At 59.5% G+C, this 20,354-nt stretch carries 15 protein-coding genes; 8 read left to right on the forward strand and 7 right to left on the reverse strand.

The window, feature by feature from the left end:
• Window position 1: 1 nt before the first annotated feature.
• The gene (locus tag DQN55_RS03855; protein WP_048378220.1) at window positions 2-862 is read right to left on the reverse strand and encodes a prepilin peptidase; all 861 of its coding nucleotides are present in this window, start codon (window positions 860-862) and stop codon (window positions 2-4) included.
• Between the two features lie 2 nt (window positions 863-864).
• Window positions 865-2,076 (reverse strand): type II secretion system F family protein, encoded by a 1,212-nt coding sequence (locus DQN55_RS03860; RefSeq protein ID WP_048378219.1) that lies wholly within the window; start codon window positions 2,074-2,076, stop codon window positions 865-867.
• A 223-nt stretch (window positions 2,077-2,299) separates the two neighbouring features.
• On the opposite strand from DQN55_RS03860, the gene DQN55_RS03865 reads away from it, so the two are divergent.
• The 3 genes from DQN55_RS03865 (at window position 2,300) to DQN55_RS03875 (ending at window position 4,868) form a co-directional block, all read left to right on the forward strand.
• Window positions 2,300-2,707 carry a pilin gene (locus DQN55_RS03865; protein ID WP_048378218.1) on the forward strand — a complete coding sequence of 136 codons (408 nt, stop codon included), beginning with the start codon at window positions 2,300-2,302 and terminating at the stop codon, window positions 2,705-2,707.
• A gap of 170 nt (window positions 2,708-2,877) precedes the next feature.
• Window positions 2,878-4,368: a DNA-3-methyladenine glycosylase 2 family protein gene (locus tag DQN55_RS03870; protein WP_048378217.1), complete on the forward strand. Its 1,491-nt coding sequence runs from the start codon at window positions 2,878-2,880 to the stop codon at window positions 4,366-4,368.
• 2 nt (window positions 4,369-4,370) lie between these two features.
• A complete protein-coding gene (locus DQN55_RS03875) occupies window positions 4,371-4,868 on the forward strand; it encodes a methylated-DNA--[protein]-cysteine S-methyltransferase (protein ID WP_048378216.1) in 498 nt (165 codons plus the stop codon).
• A gap of 54 nt (window positions 4,869-4,922) precedes the next feature.
• Here the strand turns inward: DQN55_RS03875 and nadC are convergent, their stop codons facing one another.
• Window positions 4,923-5,771 carry a carboxylating nicotinate-nucleotide diphosphorylase gene (nadC, locus tag DQN55_RS03880; RefSeq protein ID WP_048378215.1) on the reverse strand — a complete coding sequence of 283 codons (849 nt, stop codon included), beginning with the start codon at window positions 5,769-5,771 and terminating at the stop codon, window positions 4,923-4,925.
• A gap of 209 nt (window positions 5,772-5,980) precedes the next feature.
• Between nadC and ampD the strand changes: the two genes are divergently transcribed.
• Window positions 5,981-6,544 (forward strand): 1,6-anhydro-N-acetylmuramyl-L-alanine amidase AmpD, encoded by a 564-nt coding sequence (gene ampD, locus DQN55_RS03885; RefSeq protein WP_048378214.1) that lies wholly within the window; start codon window positions 5,981-5,983, stop codon window positions 6,542-6,544.
• Window positions 6,541-7,377: a regulatory signaling modulator protein AmpE gene (ampE, locus tag DQN55_RS03890; protein ID WP_048378213.1), complete on the forward strand. Its 837-nt coding sequence runs from the start codon at window positions 6,541-6,543 to the stop codon at window positions 7,375-7,377. The genes ampD and ampE overlap by 4 nt, the downstream gene beginning before the upstream one ends.
• Before the next feature lie 12 nt (window positions 7,378-7,389).
• On the opposite strand, the gene DQN55_RS03895 is transcribed toward ampE, so the two are convergent.
• Together DQN55_RS03895 and cra are read right to left on the reverse strand one after the other, a co-directional pair.
• Window positions 7,390-8,184: a TatD family hydrolase gene (locus DQN55_RS03895; protein ID WP_048378212.1), complete on the reverse strand. Its 795-nt coding sequence runs from the start codon at window positions 8,182-8,184 to the stop codon at window positions 7,390-7,392.
• Between the two features lie 2 nt (window positions 8,185-8,186).
• Window positions 8,187-9,182 (reverse strand): catabolite repressor/activator, encoded by a 996-nt coding sequence (gene cra / locus DQN55_RS03900; RefSeq protein ID WP_048378211.1) that lies wholly within the window; start codon window positions 9,180-9,182, stop codon window positions 8,187-8,189.
• A gap of 339 nt (window positions 9,183-9,521) precedes the next feature.
• On the opposite strand from cra, the gene ptsP reads away from it, so the two are divergent.
• The 3 genes from ptsP to DQN55_RS03915 are packed head-to-tail and all read left to right on the forward strand — an operon-like array spanning window position 9,522 to window position 15,072.
• Entirely contained in the window at window positions 9,522-12,383 is a 2,862-nt protein-coding gene (gene ptsP, locus DQN55_RS03905) for a phosphoenolpyruvate--protein phosphotransferase (protein WP_048378210.1), read from the forward strand.
• Window positions 12,383-13,324, forward strand: coding sequence for a 1-phosphofructokinase (gene pfkB, locus DQN55_RS03910; protein WP_048378209.1), 942 nt, complete (start codon window positions 12,383-12,385; stop codon window positions 13,322-13,324). Before ptsP ends, pfkB begins: the two co-directional genes overlap by 1 nt.
• Before the next feature lie 11 nt (window positions 13,325-13,335).
• Window positions 13,336-15,072: a PTS fructose-like transporter subunit IIB gene (locus tag DQN55_RS03915; protein WP_048378208.1), complete on the forward strand. Its 1,737-nt coding sequence runs from the start codon at window positions 13,336-13,338 to the stop codon at window positions 15,070-15,072.
• Between the two features lie 242 nt (window positions 15,073-15,314).
• Here the strand turns inward: DQN55_RS03915 and DQN55_RS03920 are convergent, their stop codons facing one another.
• Together DQN55_RS03920 and DQN55_RS03925 are read right to left on the reverse strand one after the other, a co-directional pair.
• Window positions 15,315-17,852 carry a sulfite reductase flavoprotein subunit alpha gene (locus DQN55_RS03920; protein ID WP_048378207.1) on the reverse strand — a complete coding sequence of 846 codons (2,538 nt, stop codon included), beginning with the start codon at window positions 17,850-17,852 and terminating at the stop codon, window positions 15,315-15,317.
• 118 nt (window positions 17,853-17,970) lie between these two features.
• On the reverse strand, window positions 17,971-20,271 hold the full coding sequence (locus DQN55_RS03925; protein ID WP_048378206.1) for a TonB-dependent receptor: 2,301 nt from the start codon (window positions 20,269-20,271) through the stop codon (window positions 17,971-17,973).
• Between the last annotated feature and the right edge of the window lie 83 nt (window positions 20,272-20,354).

Here is a 20,354-nt window from a genome sequence, read left to right on the forward strand (position 1 = left end):
GTCAAACCGCAAGCTGCCAATAGAAAGTGGTTATTTGACCACCCCAGAGCAATGCAAGCCAACCGGCAATTGCCAGATACGGCGCAAAGGGGATGGGAGTGGATGTTTTGGCGCGGCGTAATCCCAGCAGGCTCAGCCCCACGAGGGCGCCCACCAGCGACGAGAGCAAGAGGGTCAGAGGCAAAATGGCGATGCCTCCCCAGGCGCCGAGCATGGCCAGCAATTTGAAGTCGCCGTAGCCCATTCCGTCCTTGCCGGTGAGCAGTTTGAATATCCAGAAGATTGACCACAGACTGGCATAGCCCAGCGCAGCTCCCCATACGGCTTGCGACAAGCTGGTGAACATATCGAAACTGTTCAGCAGCAAGCCCAGCCAAAGCAAGGGCAAGACCAGCACGTCGGGTACGATCTGGTGCTCGAGGTCAATCAGGCAGATGGCGAGCAATCCCCACGTCAGCACCAGCATCCAGCCCGCTTGCCCGCTAACACCGAAATGCCAGGCGATGAAGGCTGACAGCAGCCCGCAGGCCAGTTCGGTCAGGGGATAACGCAGACTGATCGCTGTATTGCACTGGCTGCACTTGCCACGCAGCAAGGCATAGCTCAGTAACGGAATATTTTCCCGGGCGCGCAGGGGATGCTGGCAATGCGGGCAGTGCGAGTGGGGCAACATCAAGTTATACACAGGGCCTTTTTCAGCGGCCGGCATTGCCAGCAGCTCCCGGGCCTGGGCTTGCCAGTCATGTTCGAGCATTTTGGGCAGACGCCACACCAGCACATTGATAAAACTGCCCACCAGCAAGCCCAGTACCAAAGCACAAGCGATGAAGGCACCGGGGTGAAAACTCAGAAAATCAATCATGCTCAAATCACTTGGCCCAGTTGGAAAATCGGTAAATACATGGCAATGACCAGCCCGCCTACCAGAACGCCAAGCACCACCATGATGGCGGGCTCCATCAGCGTTGTCAGGTTATCGACCAAAGTGTCGACCTCGTTCTCATAATAAGTGGCTACATGACCAAGCATGTCGTCCAATGTGCCAGATTCTTCGCCAATAGCTGTCATCTGAATCGCCATGCCCGGAAACACGCCTGCGCTGGTCATGGCCATGTGAATCTGGCTGCCCGTCGCCACCTGTTGCTTGAGTCGCAGCACTGCCTCCTTGAACACGCTATTGCCAGTGGCGCCGGCCACGGAGTCCAGCGCCTCGAGCAGAGGAACGCCGGCTGCCATTGTGATGGACAGCGTGCGAGCAAAACGGGCAATGGCTGACTGGTGAAGCAGGCGCCCTGTCACGGGCAGTTTTAATTGCCACCGATCAAGCCGTTGGCGCCAGGTCGCAGAGTGTCTGTAGTAGCGGCGCGCACAGCCCAGTGTGGCGCAAACACCTGCCAGCAGCCACAGCCCACAGGTTTTCAGGGCTTCTGACAAGGCAATTGCGCCGAGCGTGAAGGCGGGAAGTTCAGCATCGAATGTGCTGAAAATGCCCTGAAACTTCGGCACCACTTCGATCAGCAGAATCGTACATACCGCCAACGCCACCAGCAGAACCGCGACGGGGTAGGTCATTGCCTTTTTGATTTTCTTTTTAAGCGCTTCGGTTTTCTCTTTGTAGATCGCGATCCGTTCAAGCAGTGCATCCAGCGCGCCGGCCTGTTCACCGGCTTCGATAAGGCTGCAAAACAGAGCATCAAAGTGCAGCGGTTTTTTGCGCAGCGCCGCCGCCAGGCTGGTACCTGCGCCGATGTCCTGCCTGAGGTCAGCCACCAGTTGGCGCATCCGCAGCGTTTCGAAGCCGTTACTGATCACCTCCAGCGCTTGCAGCAGCGGGATGCCAGCCCTGATCAGAGTCGCCAATTGGCGCGTGAACAGCGTGATATGCAGCGCCGTGACGGGTGTTCCAGCGCGGGACCTGCCCTCGCGTCGGATCCTCGTCGCAGTGATGCCCTGGCGACGCAGGTGCATCCGGATCATGGCGCAAGAATGAGCGGCCATTTCCCCCTTGATCCGTTTGCCTTTGCGATCAGTACCTTCCCACCGGTACAGGCAGGTTTTAACGTCCAGTGTTGCCATGCGAGGGTCCTTGGAAAGCGCAATGCCCGGTTGAGCGGTCAGTTTCAAAGGCTAGTTGCCAATCGCTTATGTCCGGTCACAGGAGCATGTCCAAAGGTGTCAAACACCGTTGTTGAGGAGCATCGGGCCCCGATCCTTGGTAGCCTGTGCGCACTTTTTTTGGCAGCCCGCAGCTGCCAGGACGTCTGGTCATCAGGCCACGTCTCATTTTCGGAGTCCTCACATGAAACAGCACAAAGGCTTCACTCTGATCGAACTGATGATCGTGATTGCGATCATTGGCCTGATCGCTTCGTTCGCATTGCCGGCCTACAACGATCACACCATGAAGGCGCGTTTTGCCGAGGTGAATTCAATCAGCAATACCTACAAAACAGCGGTGGCCCTGTGTTACAGCGAGAGCAATGATTTAAGCGTTTGCGATGCAGGCAAGCACGGGATCCCGGCCCCGGCCGAAGGTACTGCCAACCTGGCAGCCGGGATGACAGTTGAAGATGGCGTGATCACCATGACCGGCACGCAGGCTGCCGGTAACTGGACCAGCATCATGGTGCCGGCAATCAGCGGCTCGGGCGCAACCTTGGTGTGGAATCAAAGCGGTACATGCCTGGCCAGCGGAGCCTGTAAATAACCGTACGCATGATTCAACAGGCCCGGGTCCGCTCGCGCTTCAGGCGCTATAGCGGGAGGGCCTGCCGCGGTTTACCCGCTATGCGCATGCCAATGCCCGACTGATCAATGGTCGACATTGACGTCCGAAAATGGCGAGAACCTGCAAAAACGTGGTGCTATTCTGCGGCCATGAACACATACGAAAGCCTCGCCATACCCTCTGTTGCTGCCTGCGAAATCGCTCGCCTGAGCCGTGATGCGCGTTTTGACGGGGTGTTCTTTACCGCAGTGCTCAGCACCCGGATCTATTGTCGCCCGGTGTGTCCGGCCCGACCTCCAAAAGCTGAAAACGTGGTGTATTACTCCAGCGCAGCCGCCGCCCAGGCCCAGGGATTCAGGCCCTGTTTGCGCTGTCGACCCGAGTTGGCGCCGGGCAATCACCTGTGGCTGCAGGGCGAGCATTTAGTGTCGCGTGCCTTGAAGCTGATTAATGAAGGGTATCTGGCAGACCATTCGCTGGAAGCACTGGCTCAGCGTCTTGATCTGGGTGCCCGGCAGTTGCGCCGTCTGTTCGTCAGGTATCTGGGGGCGCCGCCGATGGCGGTTCACGCCACCCAGCGCCTGCTGTTTGCCAAGCAACTATTGACCGAGACGCACCTGTCGATCACCGACGTGGCGATGGCATCGGGGTTTGGCAGCTTGCGACGTTTCAATGCGGCGTTTGCCGAAGCCAATCATGTCGAGCCCCGGTCTTTCCGGCGCAGTCCCAAGCCGCGTGCAGGCAAGGCACTGGTTTTGCGTTTGGGTTATCGCCCGCCTTATGACTTCCCGGCGTTGCTGGCTTTCTTGAAGAATCGCGCCTTGCCGGGTATCGAACAGGTTGACGAGGTCAGTTACCAGCGGGTTTTTGCGGGGCCGCAGGCGACGGGCTGGTTGCGGATCAGCGCCTGGCCAGGTGAAACACACGCGCTGCAATTGGAGTTGCTGAATGTGGCGCCGGGTCAAATGCTCGGCGTGGTCACGCAGATCCGGCGGATGTTCGATCTGGATGCCGATCCGCAGGCAATTGCCCATACCTTGAGTGCCAGCCCGCTGCTGGCACCGATTATTGAACGTTATCCCGGCCTGCGTTTACCCGGCGGTTGGGATGGCTTTGAAGTGGCGGTGCGTGCGGTTTTGGGTCAGCAAGTCAGCGTTGCTGCAGCCCGCACTCTGGCCAGCCGTATCGTCAATCGCTATGGCACGGCAATCGCAGCCCCGGGTGGCGCGCCGCTGGATCGTTTATTTCCGACACCCGGGCAATTGGCCGACGCTGACCTAGGGCAGATGGGAATTACCCAGGCGCGGATCGATACGATCCAGGGGATTGCCCGGGCCTTGCTCGATGGACGTGTGGATTTCGCCATGGAGCAACCCTTGCAAGTTTTTATCAGTCGCTGGGTGCAGTTGCCCGGGATTGGTGAATGGACGGCTCATTACATCGCCATGCGCGTGCTGAAGCACCCCGATGCATTTCCGGCGGCGGACTTGATCCTGCGCCGTGAGGCCAACCCCGGGAGTGCACCGCTGAGCACCAAGGCGTTACAAACCCTGGCCGAAAGCTGGCGCCCGTGGCGGGCCTATTCCGTGATGTATTTATGGCGCGCAGCCACCGATGCGGCGGTTGCAAGGAAGGTATGAACATGACCCGGATTTACTACGAATACATGCCGTCACCGGTCGGCCCGCTGCTGTTGGTGGCTGATGATGAGGGTTTGCGGCAGATACGCTTCGAGCTGGAGCACCGCCCCCATGCCCCTCTGGCGGAGTGGGAGCACTCACCGCAAAAACTGGCCGAAGTCAGGCGTCAGCTTGAAGCGTATTTCGCCGGTGAACGGTACACCTTCGATCTGCCACTCAAACCATTGGGCACTGAATTCCAGCAGTCGGTCTGGCAAGCCCTGATGACCATTCCCTACGCGGCGACTACCAGCTACGGGCAAATATCGCAGCTGATCCTTCGTCCTAAGGCATCGCGGGCGGTGGGGGCTGCCAACGGGCGTAATCCGATTCCGATCATCATTCCATGCCACCGTGTCATTGGCAGCAATGGTTCGTTGACCGGTTTTTCGGGCGGGCTGGCAACCAAGCAGTGGTTGCTGGAGCACGAGCTCAAGCAACAGGGGTTTGTGTTGTCTTGATGCCAAACAAGTGCGGGCGGTGCCGATCGCAAAGCCCGCGCCCGCCCCAGGACGTTACAGGCTCAAGCGCATCGACAAATCCACCGCTTTCACATCCTTGGTCATGGCGCCAATCGATATGTAGTCCACGCCTGTCTCGGCGATGGGACGCAAGGTGGTTTCGTTGATCCCGCCGCTGGCTTCCAGCTTGGCTTTGCCCGCGTTCAGGCGCACGGCTTCGCGCATGTCGTCCATGCTCAGCTCGTCGAGCATGATGATGTCAGCGCCTGCTGCCAGCGCTTCCTTCAGTTCGGCGAGGCTTTCAACTTCGATTTCAACGGGCTTGCCCGGGGCGATTTTGTGCGCCGCGCTGATGGCTTCAGCGATGCCACCGCAGGCTGCGATATGGTTTTCCTTGATCAGGAACGCGTCGTACAGGCCGATACGGTGGTTGTGACAACCGCCACAGGTGACCGCGTACTTTTGCGCCAAACGCAGGCCGGGCAGGGTTTTGCGGGTGTCCAGCAACTTGACCTGAGTGTCGGCGACTTGATCCGCCAGGTACTGGGCATGGGTAGCAACGCCGGACAGCATCTGCAAAAAGTTCAGGGCGCTACGTTCACCGCTGAGCAGTGAGCGGGCCGGGCCTTCAAGGTGGAACAACACTTGATTGGGGCTTACGCGCTCGCCGTCGGCCACCTGCCAATGCACCGCAACCCGTGGGTCCAGCTGGCGAAACACGGTATCGACCCAGGCAGTTCCGCTGATAACCGCGGCTTCACGGGTGATGATTGAAGCTTTTGCCAGACGTTCGGCAGGGATCAGTCGTGCAGTGATATCGCCACTGCCAATGTCTTCGGCTAACGCACGGCGTACGTTGGCTTCGATTTCGGCGGTGAGGTCGGCCAGACGTAAATTCGGCATAACGAGCTCCACAAACAAAGTGCGCCGATTATAGGGCCATGCGGCGAGTGAACCCAAGTACGCCGGTGTCTATTGGCCAGCGTACTTAACCGTGTGTTTTTTGGCGCTTTTATGGGGCAGTCGCAGTCATTGCAATACAGATTGCTCCCCCTTGGCGCGTTCATAGCGGCATACTGAGACCTTTCGCTTTCGTCGTTGAAGGAGCCTCTATGCAGCTGGACCCCGCGAGTGGTTGGTGCCAGGGTGTGTGTCATTGCCCGTCGCCCAACTTCAATGCGCGCCCGAATGGCGAAATTTCCTTGCTGATTATCCACAACATCAGCTTGCCGCCAGGGCAGTTCGCCACAGGCAAGGTTCAGGCGTTTTTCCAGAACCGACTGGACGCCACAGAGCATCCCTACTTTGAAGGCATCCGTGAGCTCAGGGTGAGCGCGCACTTTCTGATTGAGCGCGATGGCGGCGTGACCCAGTTTGTTTCCTGCCTTGATCGTGCATGGCATGCCGGTATTTCGAGCTTTGAAGGGCGCGAAACCTGCAATGATTTTTCGCTGGGGATCGAGCTCGAGGGCACTGATGAATTGCCGTTCAGCGACGCGCAATATGACGCGCTGAGTACGCTGACCCGGCAATTGCAGGCGGCGTATCCCGGCATTACGCTGAACAGAATATGCGGCCACAGTGATGTGGCTCCCGGGCGCAAGACAGATCCGGGCCCGGCTTTTGACTGGGCGCGCTTTCGCGGCGCGTTGCAGCACACAGGAGAAATGCAATGAGTTTTGTGGTGTTACTGCTGACGATGCTGATCGAGAAGTTCTCGGGGCTGCGTCAATATCTTCAGCGTGATGGCGGCTGGCTGCGTGAACTGCACAAGCTGGAAGCCAGCCCGAGGCTTGCCACCAAGCCATGGTGTGTACTGGCCATCCTGATCCTGTTCCCCGTGGCGGTCCTCGGGTTGCTGTTACTGGTGCTGCAACCCGTGGCGTATGGCCTGTTGGCGTTGCCGGTGCATGTGCTGATCGTGATTTACAGCTTGGGTCGAGGTGATTTGCTGGAGGGCCTGGGGCCGATTCGCGATGCCTGGCGCCGGGGCGATTTACAGGCCGCCGCGCATGTGTCCGAACGCGATCTGGGGGTGACTGCCGAGAGTGGCGAACAGTTGCTGGAGAAGGTCCAGAGTCACTTGCTGTGGCAGGCTTATCAAAGTTTCTTTGCCGTGATTTTCTGGTACTTCCTGCTGGGTCCCGTCGCGGCGCTGAGTTATCGCCTGCTGGCATTGGCGGCTGAGAACGGGAAGAACCCGGAGCTGATCGAACGTGCCCAGCAACTGCGCCACGCCTTCGACTGGTTGCCAGTGCGGCTGCTGGCCGCGAGTTTTGCACTGGTGGGCCACTTTGCGGCAGTGAGCCGAGTGATGTTGCACGAGTTGCTGAGTTGGGACATCAGCGCCGAGCAACTGATCAACAAGGCCGGCTGTGCGGCGGCAGAGATCCCCGCGCCTCAGGTGGGGCCTGAGGGCGTGGCCAGTCTGGATACCCTGTGGGCACTGCTATTGCGTGCCGCAGTGCTGTGGTACGCGTGCTTTGCGGTGTGGACGTTGCTGCTCTGACCTGTTGGAGGGTTATCCGCGTTGGGTGTTGGGCCAGTTGAACAGTTCGCAAGCGTTGGCGGTGCTGGCGCTTGCCAGGGCATCGGGGCTGACGCCCATGACTTCAGCCAGGGCCGTGCAAATGGCCGGCAAGTGCTCGGGGCTGTTGCGCTGGTTGGCAAACATGACAGGGGCCATGTCGGGGGCATCGGTTTCCAGCACGATGGTGTCCAGCGCCAGATCGGCAATCACCTTACGCAGGCGCAATGCCTGGGGCCAGGTGGCTGCGCCTCCGAGCCCCAGTTTGAACCCCAGTTTCAGGTACTCACGGGCTTCTTCGCGACTGCCCGCAAACGCATGAATGATCCCGCCGCGCTTTAACCGAAAACGCTTGAGTGTCGCAATCACCTGCGCGTGACTGCGCCGCACGTGCAGCAAGGCGGGAAGTTGAAAGTCGGCCGCCAGTTGCAATTGGGCTTCAAACAACCGCTGCTGAGCATCGCGATCCAGTTCGGGAAGAAAGTAATCGAGGCCTATTTCGCCCACGGCGCACAGTTGCGGGTGCCCCGCCAAACGGTTCAGCCATTCCCCCAGTTCAGTCACATGCTCAGGGCGATGATCATTGAGGTACATCGGGTGCAAGCCAAAGGCGGCATACAGATGACTGTCGGTTTGCACCAGATCCCACAACCGTTGCCAATTGCGCTGGTCGACTCCCAGCACCACCATTCGCTCGACGCCCAAGGCACGGCTGTGTGCCATTAACGGCACACGGTCGTGGTCAAAGTCCGGGAAGTCGAGGTGGGTATGGCTATCGATCAGCTGCATGGTCAGGCCTGATGAATGCGCTGCTTGAAGGTACGGGCAATGGCCCGGATGCCCGGCTCATAGCGCTGTTCTTCAATGGCCGCGAGGGCCAGGTCCAGGGCTTTCTCGGCAATCAACTGATGTTGTTGGCCCATCGCGTTGACCGGCAACGGCAAAAAGTCCAGCAACTGAGTGTCGCCAAAGGTGGCCAGGCGCAAGGGGGCTTTATGCTCCGGGTGATCGAGCAATGCATCAAACATGCCTTGCAGCAGCACATAGGACGTGGTGACCAGCGCCTCCGGGAAATGTCCCAGGCGTGCCAGTAAATCATCAATGATGCGTCGGCCGCACTCACGGCTGAAGGCGCTGCCGTGCTCAATGAACACGTCGCCGTCATACCCTTCAAGGGCCTGTTTAAAGCCTTTGGCACGGGCCTGGCTGACGCTCAGCTCGGGGCGTGCACCAATCAGGGCGATTTGCCGTGGCACCGGCTGCAGCAAGCTGCGGGTCAGTTGCAGGCTGGCTTCGCAGTCATCGCTGATGACCGAACAAAAGCGTGCAGGCTCCATCGTCCGGTCAATGGCAATGATCGGCATGCCAAGGTCCTGCAGTTGACGATAGCTGTCATCTTCCTCAGGCAAGCAACTGGCCACGAACAGAGCGTCGCAACGACGGGCACGAAACAGTTTGAGCAGTTGACGCTCGCTGTCCGGTGCATCGTCAGAGCTGGCAATCAGCAATTGATAGCCACGGGCGCGAGCGCCTTGTTCGAGCTGTTTGGCGAGGCGCGCATAACTCGGGTTTTCCAGGTCGGGGAGGATAAACCCCAAAGTGCGCGTGTGCCGGCTGCGCAGCCCGGCGGCCTGAGGGTTGGGGCTAAAACCATGCTCCTCGACGACTGCGCGCACACGCTCCACCGTAGCGGTGCTGATACGCTGCTGCTCGGCCTTGCCATTGATGACATAGCTGGCGGTTGTGACTGATACACCTGCCAATCGAGCGATATCACTGAGCTTCACGCCGGTAATTCCTTATTTTTTGTAGTACACGTCGACATTGTGACCAATCCTAACCGATAAAGGCAGACGATCATCGTCTCCCTTGTAGGCAACGTATTTTTTTGCTGGTTGATCAAATACCTCTGATCAATGCGACCGTTGGGCTTCAAGCGCAGGCAATTATGAAGTAACGTGCCGTGCATGATGGGTTAAACGTTTCAGCCTTCGTATTTAATGGGTCTTGCCATGAGGAGCAATGTGCTTGCCACACATCTGCTGACACGCCTCCCAGGCGGGACTCCTAAGCTGATTATTTCAAAACAATACCTGGTGCCAACGAGCACCGAAAAAGGAGAACGCATGCTTGAGCTCACCATAGAGCAGATTTCCATGGGCCAAACGGCTGTGGATAAGTCTGCGGCGCTGCAATTACTCGCCGATAAACTGGTGGCCGACGGTTTGGTGGCCGACGGTTATCTGAGCGGCTTGCAAGCGCGTGAGGCTCAGGGCTCCACCTTTTTGGGACAGGGTATTGCCATCCCTCACGGAACCCCTGAAACACGCGACCTGGTGTTTACCACAGGGGTGCGTTTGCTGCAGTTCCCCGAAGGGGTTGACTGGGGGGATGGGCAGAAGGTGTATCTGGCAATTGGTATTGCGGCCAAGTCCGACGAACACTTGCGCTTGCTGCAATTGCTGACCCGTGCTTTGGGCGAAACCGATCTCGGTGAAGCGCTGCGCCGGGCCAGCTCCGCAGAAGCGTTGCTCAAATTGCTCCAGGGCGCACCGCAAGAGCTGGCCCTGGATGCACAAATGATCGGTCTTGGCGTGTCGGCTGACGACTTCGAGGAGTTGGTGTGGCGTGGCGCCCGTTTGCTGCGCCAGGCCGATTGCGTGAGTAATGGCTTTGCCGCTGTCTTGCAGCAAGTGGACGCGCTGCCGCTGGGTGATGGTTTGTGGTGGCTGCACAGCGAGCAAACCGTCAAGCGTCCAGGACTTGCCTTTGTCACCCCTGACAAGCCAATGCGTTACCTGGGCCAACCCCTGAGCGGTCTGTTCTGTCTGGCCAGCCTGGGTGAAGCCCATCAAGCCTTGCTCGAACGTTTATGCGCGCTGCTGATTGAAGGTCGCGGCCATGAGCTGGGCCGGGCCACCAGCCGTCGTGCGGTGCTCGAAGTCCTGGGCGGTGAATTGCCGGCGGACTGGCCAAGTGCACGTATTCCCCTGGCCAACGCCCACGGTTTGCATGCGCGTCCGGCGAAAATCCTTGCTCAGTTGGCTAAAAGTTTTGAAGGCGAAGTCCGCGTCAGAATCGTCGATGGCCAAGAGTCTGCGGTATCGGCCAAGAGCTTGAGCAAATTGCTTAGCCTGGGTGCACGCCGCGGCCAGGTGCTGGAGTTCATCGCTGAACCGGGCATTGCCAGTGATGCCTTGCCGGCCCTTCTGGCCGCTGTCGCAGAAGGCCTGGGGGAAGAAGTCGAGCCGTTGCCGATCATCAACGAAACCGCCACGGTGGTGGCCGACATTGCCACCGTGATCACCGCACCGGCTGCCGGTAGCGTGATCCAGGCGATTCCGGCCGCCCCCGGGATCGCCATCGGCCCGGCCCATATTCAAGTGCTGCAAACCTTTGATTACCCGATGCGCGGTGAGTCCTCGGTGGTTGAGCGCGAGCGCTTGCACCAGGCCGTGGCCCAGGTGCGCCTGGACATCGAAGGGTTGATTGAACGTAGCCAGTCCAAGGCCATTCGCGAGATCTTTATCACTCACCAGGAAATGCTCGACGACCCGGAGCTTACCGACGAAGTCGAGAAACGCCTCAAGCAAGGTGAAAGTGCTGAAGCGGCGTGGATGTCGGTCATCGAGGCCGCGGCGCAGCAGCAAGAATCGTTGCAGGATGCGTTGCTGGCCGAGCGCGCAGCTGATCTGCGGGACATCGGGCGCCGGGTTCTGGCGCAACTGTGCGGTGTCGAAACCCCGGCCGAGCCCGACCAGCCGTACGTGCTGGTGATGGACGAAGTCGGTCCTTCTGATGTGGCCCGCCTGGATCCGGCGCGGGTCGCGGGGATTTTGACTGCGCGTGGTGGTGCGACCGCTCACAGCGCCATTGTCGCCCGGGCCCTGGGGATACCGGCTCTGGTCGGGGCTGGCGAAGCGGTGCTGTTGCTGGCTTCGGGGACGTCGTTACTGATTGATGGTCAGCGCGGGCGTTTGCACGTTTCACCGGATGCCGATGCAGTGCAGCGGGCGACCCAAGAGCGTGACAGCCGCGAACTGCGGCTGCTGGCGGCTTCGGCACAACGCCATGAGGCCGCAGTCACCCTTGATGGCCACGCGGTCGAAGTGTTTGCCAACATTGGTGAAAGCAAAGGCGTCGCCAATGCAGTGGAGCAGGGCGCGGAAGGGATTGGCCTGTTGCGCACCGAGCTGATTTTCATGGCTCATTCGCAAGCTCCGGACGAGGCTACCCAGGAAGCCGAATACCGTCGCGTGCTTGATGGTTTGGCCGGGCGGCCCCTGGTGGTGCGCACGCTGGATGTAGGCGGCGATAAGCCGTTGCCCTACTGGCCGATCGAGAAAGAAGAAAACCCGTTTCTGGGCGTACGTGGCATCCGCCTTACGTTGCAACGTCCGAAGGTGATGGAAAGCCAGTTGCGCGCCCTGTTGCGCTCGGCCGACAACCGCCCGTTGCGGATCATGTTCCCGATGGTCGGCAGCGTCGCCGAGTGGCGCGCCGCCCGTGACATGACGGAACGCCTGCGCCTGGAAATCCCGGTGGCTGACCTGCAATTGGGGATCATGATCGAAGTCCCGTCCGCTGCCTTGCTGGCACCGGTGCTGGCAAAAGAGGTCGACTTCTTCAGCGTCGGCACCAACGACCTGACCCAATACACCCTGGCCATCGACCGCGGCCATCCGACCTTGTCGGCTCAGGCAGACGGCCTGCACCCGGCAGTCCTGCAATTGATCGACATCACTGTGCGTGCCGCCCATGCCCACGGCAAATGGGTGGGGGTCTGCGGCGAGCTGGCGGCCGATCCGCTGGCGGTGCCGGTTCTGGTTGGGCTTGGGGTGGATGAATTGAGTGTTTCGGCGCGCAGCATTCCTGAGGTCAAGGCCCGGGTCCGCGAGTTGAGCATGGACCGTCTCCAGACCCTGGCGACTCAAGCCTTGAGCGTTGGCAGTCCGGAAGAAGTCCGGGCGTTGGTGGAGGCGCTCTGATGTCCAGAATCCTGACCATCACCCTTAACCCTGCACTGGATTTGACCGTACGCCTGGGGCATCTCGAACCGGGGGAGGTCAATCGTAGCCAGGCCATGCTGACCCATGCGGCCGGCAAAGGGGTGAACGTAGCCCAAGTGCTGGCGGACCTTGGCCACACCCTGACCGTCAGCGGCTTTCTCGGCGAAAACAATCAGCAAGCGTTCAACGCGCTGTTCGAGCGTCGTGGCTTTGTCGATGCGTTCATACGCGTGTCCGGTGACACTCGCAGCAATATCAAACTCGCCGAAGACGACGGCCGTGTCACTGATCTAAACGGCCCGGGGCCACAGGTCAGCGAACAGGCCCGTCAGGCGTTGCTCGACAAGCTCGGTCAAATCGCCGCCGGGCATGATGCGGTGGTCGTGGCAGGCAGCTTGCCCCAAGGCGTCAGCCCGCAGTGGTTGCGCGAGTTGCTGCTGCGTTTGAAGGCCATGGGGTTGAAAGTGATCCTGGACACCAGCGGCGAAGCCTTGAAACAGGGCCTCAGCGTTGGTCCCTGGTTGATCAAGCCCAACACCGAGGAACTCAGCCAGGCGCTGGGCCGGGACATCGGCAGCCATGAGGCCCAGGTCGCAGCGGCGGCTGATCTGCAGGCGCAAGGTGTGGAGCATGTGGTGATTTCCAACGGCGCTGAAGGTGTGAACTGGTTCAGCCGCGGTCCAGCCCTGCAGGCATTGCCCCCCAAGGTTCGGGTCGCCAGTACGGTGGGCGCGGGCGACTCCCTGTTGGCGGGCATGCTGCATGGCCTGATCAGTGGCCACAGCGCCGAGCAAACCTTACGCACCGCCACCGCCATTGCGGCAATGGCGGTGACTCAGATTGGTTTTGGTATCAGCGATGCGGCGCACCTGGCGACGCTCGAAAGCGGCGTTAACGTTCGCGCTCTGACAAAAGAATAAGAGGGATACACATGAAATTAGCCATTGTGACGGGCTGCCCCAACGGCATGGTGACCAGTGTCCTGTGTGCCCGCTTGCTGGATGCGGCCGCGCAGCGTCAGGGCTGGAGCACCAGCGTTGAAGTGCATGATCCCAAGCACCCGGAACGTCAGTTGTCAGCGGCAACCATCGACGAGGCCGAGTGGGTTCTGGTGGTCAGCAGCACGCCTTTGGACATGCAGCGTTTCATCGGTAAGAGAGTCTTCCAGAGCACTCCGTCCCAAGCCTTGCAAGACGTCGAGGCGGTATTGCTGCGCGGCGTCGAAGAGGCAGAAGTCTATGCCCCGCCAGTTGCATCGGCTGCGGCAGAAAGCCCGAAAAGCGCCCCCAGAATTGTTGCCATCACCGCCTGCCCAACGGGCGTGGCGCACACCTTTATGGCGGCCGAGGCCTTGCAGCAAGCGGCCAAGCGTTTGGGCTATGACTTGCAGGTCGAAACCCAGGGGTCGGTCGGTGCGCGCAATCCGTTGAGCGCCCAGGCCATCAGCGAGGCTGACGTGGTGTTGCTGGCGGCGGATATCGAAGTACCGACCGAACGCTTTGCCGGTAAAAAAATCTACCGCTGTGGCACCGGCATCGCGCTCAAACAGGCTGAAGCCACACTCAATAAAGCATTGAGCGAAGGCACGCAGGAGTCCGCGGCATCGGGTGCTGCTGGCCCGGTCAAGCAAGAGAAGACCGGAGCCTATAAACACCTGCTGACCGGTGTGTCGTTCATGCTGCCGATGGTGGTGGCGGGCGGCCTGTTGATCGCGCTGTCCTTTGTGTTCGGGATCACGGCATACCAAGAGCCCGGCACATTGGCGGCGGCTCTGATGCAAATCGGTGGCGATGCGGCATTCAAATTGATGGTGCCGTTGCTGGCCGGCTATATCGCCTACTCGATCGCTGACCGTCCGGGTCTGGCGCCAGGGATGATTGGTGGCTTGTTGGCAAGCACACTGGGTGCCGGCTTTATCGGCGGGATCATTGCCGGGTTTATCGCGGGCTACTGCGCCAAGGTGATCAACCGTTACGCGCGACTGCCGCAAAGCCTGGAAGCATTGAAGCCGATTTTGATCATCCCGCTGTTCGCCAGCCTGTTCACCGGCCTGGTGATGATCTACGTGGTGGGCAAGCCGGTGGCCGGAATGCTTGAAGGGTTGACCCACTTCCTCGACAGCATGGGCACCACCAACGCCATTCTGCTGGGGGTGTTGCTCGGCGGCATGATGTGTGTCGACCTGGGCGGACCGATCAACAAGGCGGCCTATGCGTTTTCGGTGGGATTGCTGGCGTCACAAAGCTATGCGCCGATGGCCGCTACGATGGCCGCAGGCATGGTGCCGCCTATTGGGTTGGGTATCGCGACACTGATTGCGCGCCGCAAATTCGCTCAAACCGAGCGCGAGGCGGGCAAGGCGGCGATGGTGCTGGGGTTGTGCTTTATCTCTGAAGGCGCGATCCCGTTTGCGGCCAAAGACCCTTTGCGGGTGATTCCGGCCAGTATTGTCGGCGGTGCGCTGACCGGTGCGCTGTCGATGTACTTCGGGTGCAAACTGATGGCACCGCACGGTGGCTTGTTTGTGCTGCTGATCCCGAACGCGATCAACCATGCGCTGCTGTACTTGCTGGCGATTGTGGCCGGCAGCCTGTTGACCGCCGTGGTCTACGCCGTCATCAAACGCCCTGAACCGGTAGAGATGGCGCTGGAAGGGGCTAAGGCTTGATTACGTCAATCCACCTGCACACCTGCGGGCTGACGCTGATCTTGTAGCAGCTGACTCGCTCTGCGAGGCTGCGTCCGGCTGCGGAGCAGTCGTAATACGGCGACTCGGGTGCATCAGGTATTTGAGGCCCCAGGTTTTACGACTGCTCCGCAGCCGGACGCGGCCTCGTTCCACTCGTCCACTGCTACGTAATGCGCTTCACCAAAAAATATGCAGACACCTTCGCCTGGTCGGTCGCGGGTTCAATACACATCCCGGCGATAACGGCCTTCTTCGATCAACTGTTCCACCGCCTCAGCGCCTACGATGTCGATCAGGGCCTGATCGACACCCGCCGCCATGCCTTGCAAGCTGCCACAGATATAAATAGCCGCGCCGTCTGCCAGCCATTGGCGGACGTCCTCGGCCGCCTCACGCAAACGATCCTGTACGTAGATCTTCTGCGCCTGATCCCGTGAAAACGCCAGGTCCAGACGCCTCAGGTCGCCTTTGGCCAGCCAGTCTTGCAGTTCGTCGCGGCAGTAGAAGTCGTGCTCGGCATTCCGTTCGCCAAAAAACAGCCAGTTAGGTTGCTGACCCTTGGCAATGCGCGCCTTGAGCAAGCTACGCAGCCCTGCCAGGCCGGTGCCATTGCCCAGCAAGATCAGCGGGCAGGGCTCAGCCGGCAAATGGAAACCGCTGTTACGCCGTATGCGCAAGCTGATCGCAGAGCCGACGGCGGCGTACTCGGTCAGCCAGCCCGACCCCAGTCCCAAGCTGCCATCGGCATGCCGCTCCTGGCGCACGATCAACTGCAGTTGTCCGTCTTCGGGGATCGAGGCAATGGAGTATTCGCGCAGGCTCAGCGGAATCAAGGCATCGACCAGGGCCTGGGCATGCAAGCCCACCAGATGCCCGCGATTGGCGGGGAGCTGACGACCGGCCAGTGCCTGGGCCAGGGTTTCTTTCAGGCCGTCGAGGTGCACGGGGCTGTCGGATGCGAGGCCCAGTCCATCAAGGAAATGCTCGACCGCCACGGCAGACTGTCGCGGCATGACTTCAACCAGATCACCGGCTTGCCACGTCAGATGGGTATCCGGCGTACTGAGCGCCAGCAGATAAACCGCTGAGCCGCAGCTGCCAGGGTTGAGCAACCGGCGTTGCTCAAGAGTCCAGTTGTTGTAGCTCGGTGCCTGCCAGTTGGCGCTGGGGGCACCTCCGGTCAGTTGGCCCAGTTGCTGCTGCCAATGATGCAGCGCTTGTGCGTCTCCGCTGTCAACCTGCACCGGCGCGAACAACGCGCTTGCGCCACGCTCGCTGAGCCATTGCTGGATACGTGTGGCAAAGCCGCAGAAGTGCGGGTATTGCCGATCGCCAAGGGCGAGTACCGAATACTTGAGGCGGCTCAGATCCAGCGACTGGCCCAATACCTTGCGTTCAAAACCGCGGGCACTGTCAGGTGCTTCGCCATCGCCGAAGGTGCTGACCACAAACAATGCGTTGCCAGCGTTCTGCAAGTCCTCTTCCTTGATTGCCGCCAGCGGCTGGACGCGTACCGGCAAGCCGGCGGCCTGTAGCTGTCCGGCGGTTTGCCACGCCAGTTGTTCGGCGAAGCCGCTCTGGCTGGCAAACCCGATCAGCCATGACGGTGCATCGCTGCCAGTGGCGGCGAAGCCTTGGCGGGCCTGCTTGACCTGGCGCTTTTTGCGGCGACGGTCCAGGTACAGCAGCCAGCCTGTAATAAAGAACAGCGGCATGGTCAGGCTGGCAACGGTGACCAGAATGCGCCCGGTCAGGCCCCAGTAGCTGCCCACGTGCAATGCGTAAATACTGCTGAGCAATTGCGCCTTGTAGCTTTTGTCGTCATAGCGCTCATGTTTTTTGATCACCCCGGTCACGGGATCGAGCACGATCTGGTTGAACGCACGTTCGTGAGGTGAGTTTTTCAGCAGGTAGAAGACCGTGGCCGGTTGCCCGGCGACCGGTGGCATACGCACGTTGTACAGGCTCAACCCAGGCCCGGCGGCCTTTTGGATGCTGGCCCATACGGCCTCGTAGTCAGCAGTGGGAGCCGGACCCGCAGGCCCTGGCTGGCCGCGTCCGCCTTTGCGCTGTTGCTCGTGTTGAGGCGTATCCGAAAAGAGTTTTTGCAGGCCTTTGTTGTACCACTCGTAAGACCATGACAGCCCGGTCAACGCGGCCATCAGATAGAAAATCATGCACCAGGTACCGGCAACGGCGTGCAGGTCCCAGTTGAAACTGCGGCCTTTTTTGGCCCAGTCCAGCGTCAGCCATGTCCGCCAGTTCAGTGCCTTGCGCGGCCAGCGCAGGTACAGCCCGGACAGGCAGAAGAAAATCAGCATCAGCGTACACGCGCCCGTGATCTGGCGACCGGTTTGGCCAATGGCGAGGAAGCGATGCAGTTGCAGCATCAGATTGAAGAAACCCTGACCGTTCGCATCACCTTGATACTCGCCAGTGTAAGGGTCGACATAACGCAACTGGCCCCGGCGCTCGCCCGGTGGCGGGGTAAAGAAAATCCGCGCAGCGCTGTCACTGTCCACGCCGACCCACAGCATGGACACCTGCTTGCCTTCGATGGCTTCGACCTTGCGCACCAGCTCGGCGGGTGGCAACACTCCGCTGTCGAGCTTTTCGACCTTTAGCACTGAAGGGTTGAGCAGGTTCAGCAGTTCGTCCTGAAACGACACCATAGCGCCAGTGATCCCCATCAGGGCCAGAACCAACCCGGCGGTTATCCCGAAAAACCAGTGCAGCTGGAACAGGGTTTTCTTAAACACGACAACCGCCTTGCTCGTTCAATTGAATTCATCGCGGCGTCGAGTGCCGCATCAGTCTTTTTACACGCAAAAGCCCCGGCCATCAGATGGGCGGGGCTTTGCACAGCTTAACTCCGGTTTAGAAGTGGAAGCTGGTGGTCAACAAGGCAGTACGACCCGCTGCCTGGTTAGCAAAGTGGGTGGAGAAGGCTTTGTCGTAGTAGGTCTTGTCAGTCAGGTTTTGCACGTTTAGTTGCAGATCAACGTTTTTGCTCAGCTTGTAGCTGGCCATGGCGTCATAGCGGGTGTATGCCGGAACGTAAGTAGTGTTAGCCACGTTACCGAATACTTCATCAACGTAGAATGCGCCACCACCGATGCTCAGCTTGGGAGTGATTGCGTAGGTTGTCCACAGGCTGGCGCTGTTACGCGGGGTGTTAGGTAACTGGTTACCGTTGGTGGCTTTGTTCAGCGGGCCGCCATCCTGTTGCTTGCCATCCATGTAGCTATAGCCTGCAAACACCTGCCATTGATCGGTAATCTTACCGGTTGCAGACAGCTCTATACCGTCGACGCGGGTTTTACCGGCGTTCTCATAAGAGTCGGCGTCGACCTGCACGCGGGTATTTTCTTTTTCGGTGCGGAAGATTGCAGCAGTCAGAGACAGACGGTCATTGAGTACATCCCACTTGGTACCGATCTCGTAATTGGTGGTTTCTTCAGGTTCCATGTCGCTGTCGATCAGCTTGCCGGTGCGATCTGGAGTACCGCTCAATGGGTTGCCATCGGTACCTTCACCCAGCATTGCTCCTGGAGGTGTTGCCGATGTGGCGTAAGAGGCGTAGATGCTGCCGTTAGGTGCCACCTTCCAGACCAGGCCCAACTGGCCAGTGAAGAAGTCACTTTTATCATTGCCTTTATAGGTCGTCGCACCTGCAGCCGTATAGGACTTGTACTTGGTGTCGAAATGGTCGTAACGCAGTCCCATGTTCAACAACCACTCAGGCGACAGTTCCAGAGTGTCCATCGCGTAAATTGCGCGAGTGGTACTGGACGTGTCGGTACCCGCGTAGTTACGTGCGATCGAACCGCTCCAAGGATCATCCGGGTTCGGGTTACCGAGGGATGTGCAGTTGTAGCCGCTTGGTGCGCCGATCATGGACGGGTCACAGGCCGAGGCCGAGGAACCATTGGTATTGGTGTCGACGGTATACGACGACTTCTCGCTGGTCTCGCGGCTGATCTCGATACCGGTGGAGAAGCTGTTTTTGAAGCCCGCGACGTAGAAATCGCCAAAGAGGTCTGTCTGGTTGGTCGTGGTGGCAGTGTTGCCTACCCGGGTGTTGGCACGGCGCCAGACGCTGCCGTTGTTGACGTTGGCTTTACTGTCATCCGGTTGGGTCAGGATGTAGTCCTGCATGGTATTGCCATGACGCAGGGTGTTCTTGATGGTCAGGTTTTCATTGAAATCATGCTCAAACGCAAAGGTCGCGATGTCAGCGCGTGTTTTGCGGAAATCACGATTGGTCAGACCATAGAAATTGCTGCTGTCGCCGCCATTGGTCGGCTTGTCCGGGCTGGCGGCAGTGTGGGTTTTACCCACGGAGAAACCGTATGGAATGCCCGAGTCCGGTAGGTCGTTGCTTTCCATGTGGTAGTAATCAAGGTTGACGCGGGTGTCTGTGCCCAGGCCAAACGCCAGCGAAGGTGCAATGCCCCAGCGGTCGTAATTGACCTTGTCGCGACCGGCCACATTGCTTTCGTGGCTCATCAGGTTCAAGCGGCCGGCAACGGTGTCGCTGAACTGGTAGTTACCGTCCAGTGTGTAGCGTTGAGTCTGGTCTGAACCCCAGGTGTAACCGGCGTCAAACGAGTTACCCAGGTGGGCTTTTTTGCTGATCATGTTGATGGTGCCGCCAGCTGCACCACGTCCGCCAAATGCCGAATTCGGGCCCTTGGAAACTTCAATTGTTTCAATCGCGAAAATTTCGCGGCTCTGGGCACCTGTATCTCGAACACCGTCAAGGTAGGTATCACCCTGGGCATCGAAGCCGCGGATGAATGGACGGTCACCCTGAGGGTTTCCGCCTTCACCTGCGCCAAAAGTGATACCCGGGACAGTGCGCAGGGCGTCTTGCAGTGAGGTGGCGGCAGTGTCTTTGATTAGCTGCTGCGGGACCACAGTGATCGAGCGGGGCGTGTCGATCAGGGGGGCGGTGTATTTAGGGGAGCTGGCTTTTTCAGTCTGATACGACTGTTCAGTCTGCTCACCCGTAACGGTTGTCGCGCCGAGGGAAATGCTGTTGCCCTGTGCTTTGCTTTCTGTGCTCTCGGCCGCTTGTGCCATATGGGCAGCGGAGGTCGCCGTGAGGGCGACGCCAATGGCCGAGGCCAGGAGCCGCGGTGAGCTGACAGGTATTTTTATCGGTTGGCGCGACATGTGTAGAACCCTTCCCCCAGAATTTGAGTCGCAAAATATAGTGCAAACAATTCCTTGTATCAATTGAGAGAGATTGCTATTTG

Source organism: Pseudomonas taetrolens (assembly GCF_900475285.1).
Lineage (GTDB): Bacteria > Pseudomonadota > Gammaproteobacteria > Pseudomonadales > Pseudomonadaceae > Aquipseudomonas > Aquipseudomonas taetrolens.

Coding starts and splice junctions, on each gene's coding strand:
- DQN55_RS03855 (WP_048378220.1), bottom strand. CDS start 862: ATGATTGATTTTCTGAGTTTTCACCCCGGTGCCTTCATCGCTTGTGCT.
- DQN55_RS03860 (WP_048378219.1), bottom strand. CDS start 2,076: ATGGCAACACTGGACGTTAAAACCTGCCTGTACCGGTGGGAAGGTACT.
- DQN55_RS03865 (WP_048378218.1), top strand. CDS start 2,300: ATGAAACAGCACAAAGGCTTCACTCTGATCGAACTGATGATCGTGATT.
- DQN55_RS03870 (WP_048378217.1), top strand. CDS start 2,878: ATGAACACATACGAAAGCCTCGCCATACCCTCTGTTGCTGCCTGCGAA.
- DQN55_RS03875 (WP_048378216.1), top strand. CDS start 4,371: ATGACCCGGATTTACTACGAATACATGCCGTCACCGGTCGGCCCGCTG.
- nadC (WP_048378215.1), bottom strand. CDS start 5,771: ATGCCGAATTTACGTCTGGCCGACCTCACCGCCGAAATCGAAGCCAAC.
- ampD (WP_048378214.1), top strand. CDS start 5,981: ATGCAGCTGGACCCCGCGAGTGGTTGGTGCCAGGGTGTGTGTCATTGC.
- ampE (WP_048378213.1), top strand. CDS start 6,541: ATGAGTTTTGTGGTGTTACTGCTGACGATGCTGATCGAGAAGTTCTCG.
- DQN55_RS03895 (WP_048378212.1), bottom strand. CDS start 8,184: ATGCAGCTGATCGATAGCCATACCCACCTCGACTTCCCGGACTTTGAC.
- ptsP (WP_048378210.1), top strand. CDS start 9,522: ATGCTTGAGCTCACCATAGAGCAGATTTCCATGGGCCAAACGGCTGTG.
- pfkB (WP_048378209.1), top strand. CDS start 12,383: ATGTCCAGAATCCTGACCATCACCCTTAACCCTGCACTGGATTTGACC.
- DQN55_RS03915 (WP_048378208.1), top strand. CDS start 13,336: ATGAAATTAGCCATTGTGACGGGCTGCCCCAACGGCATGGTGACCAGT.
- DQN55_RS03925 (WP_048378206.1), bottom strand. CDS start 20,271: ATGTCGCGCCAACCGATAAAAATACCTGTCAGCTCACCGCGGCTCCTG.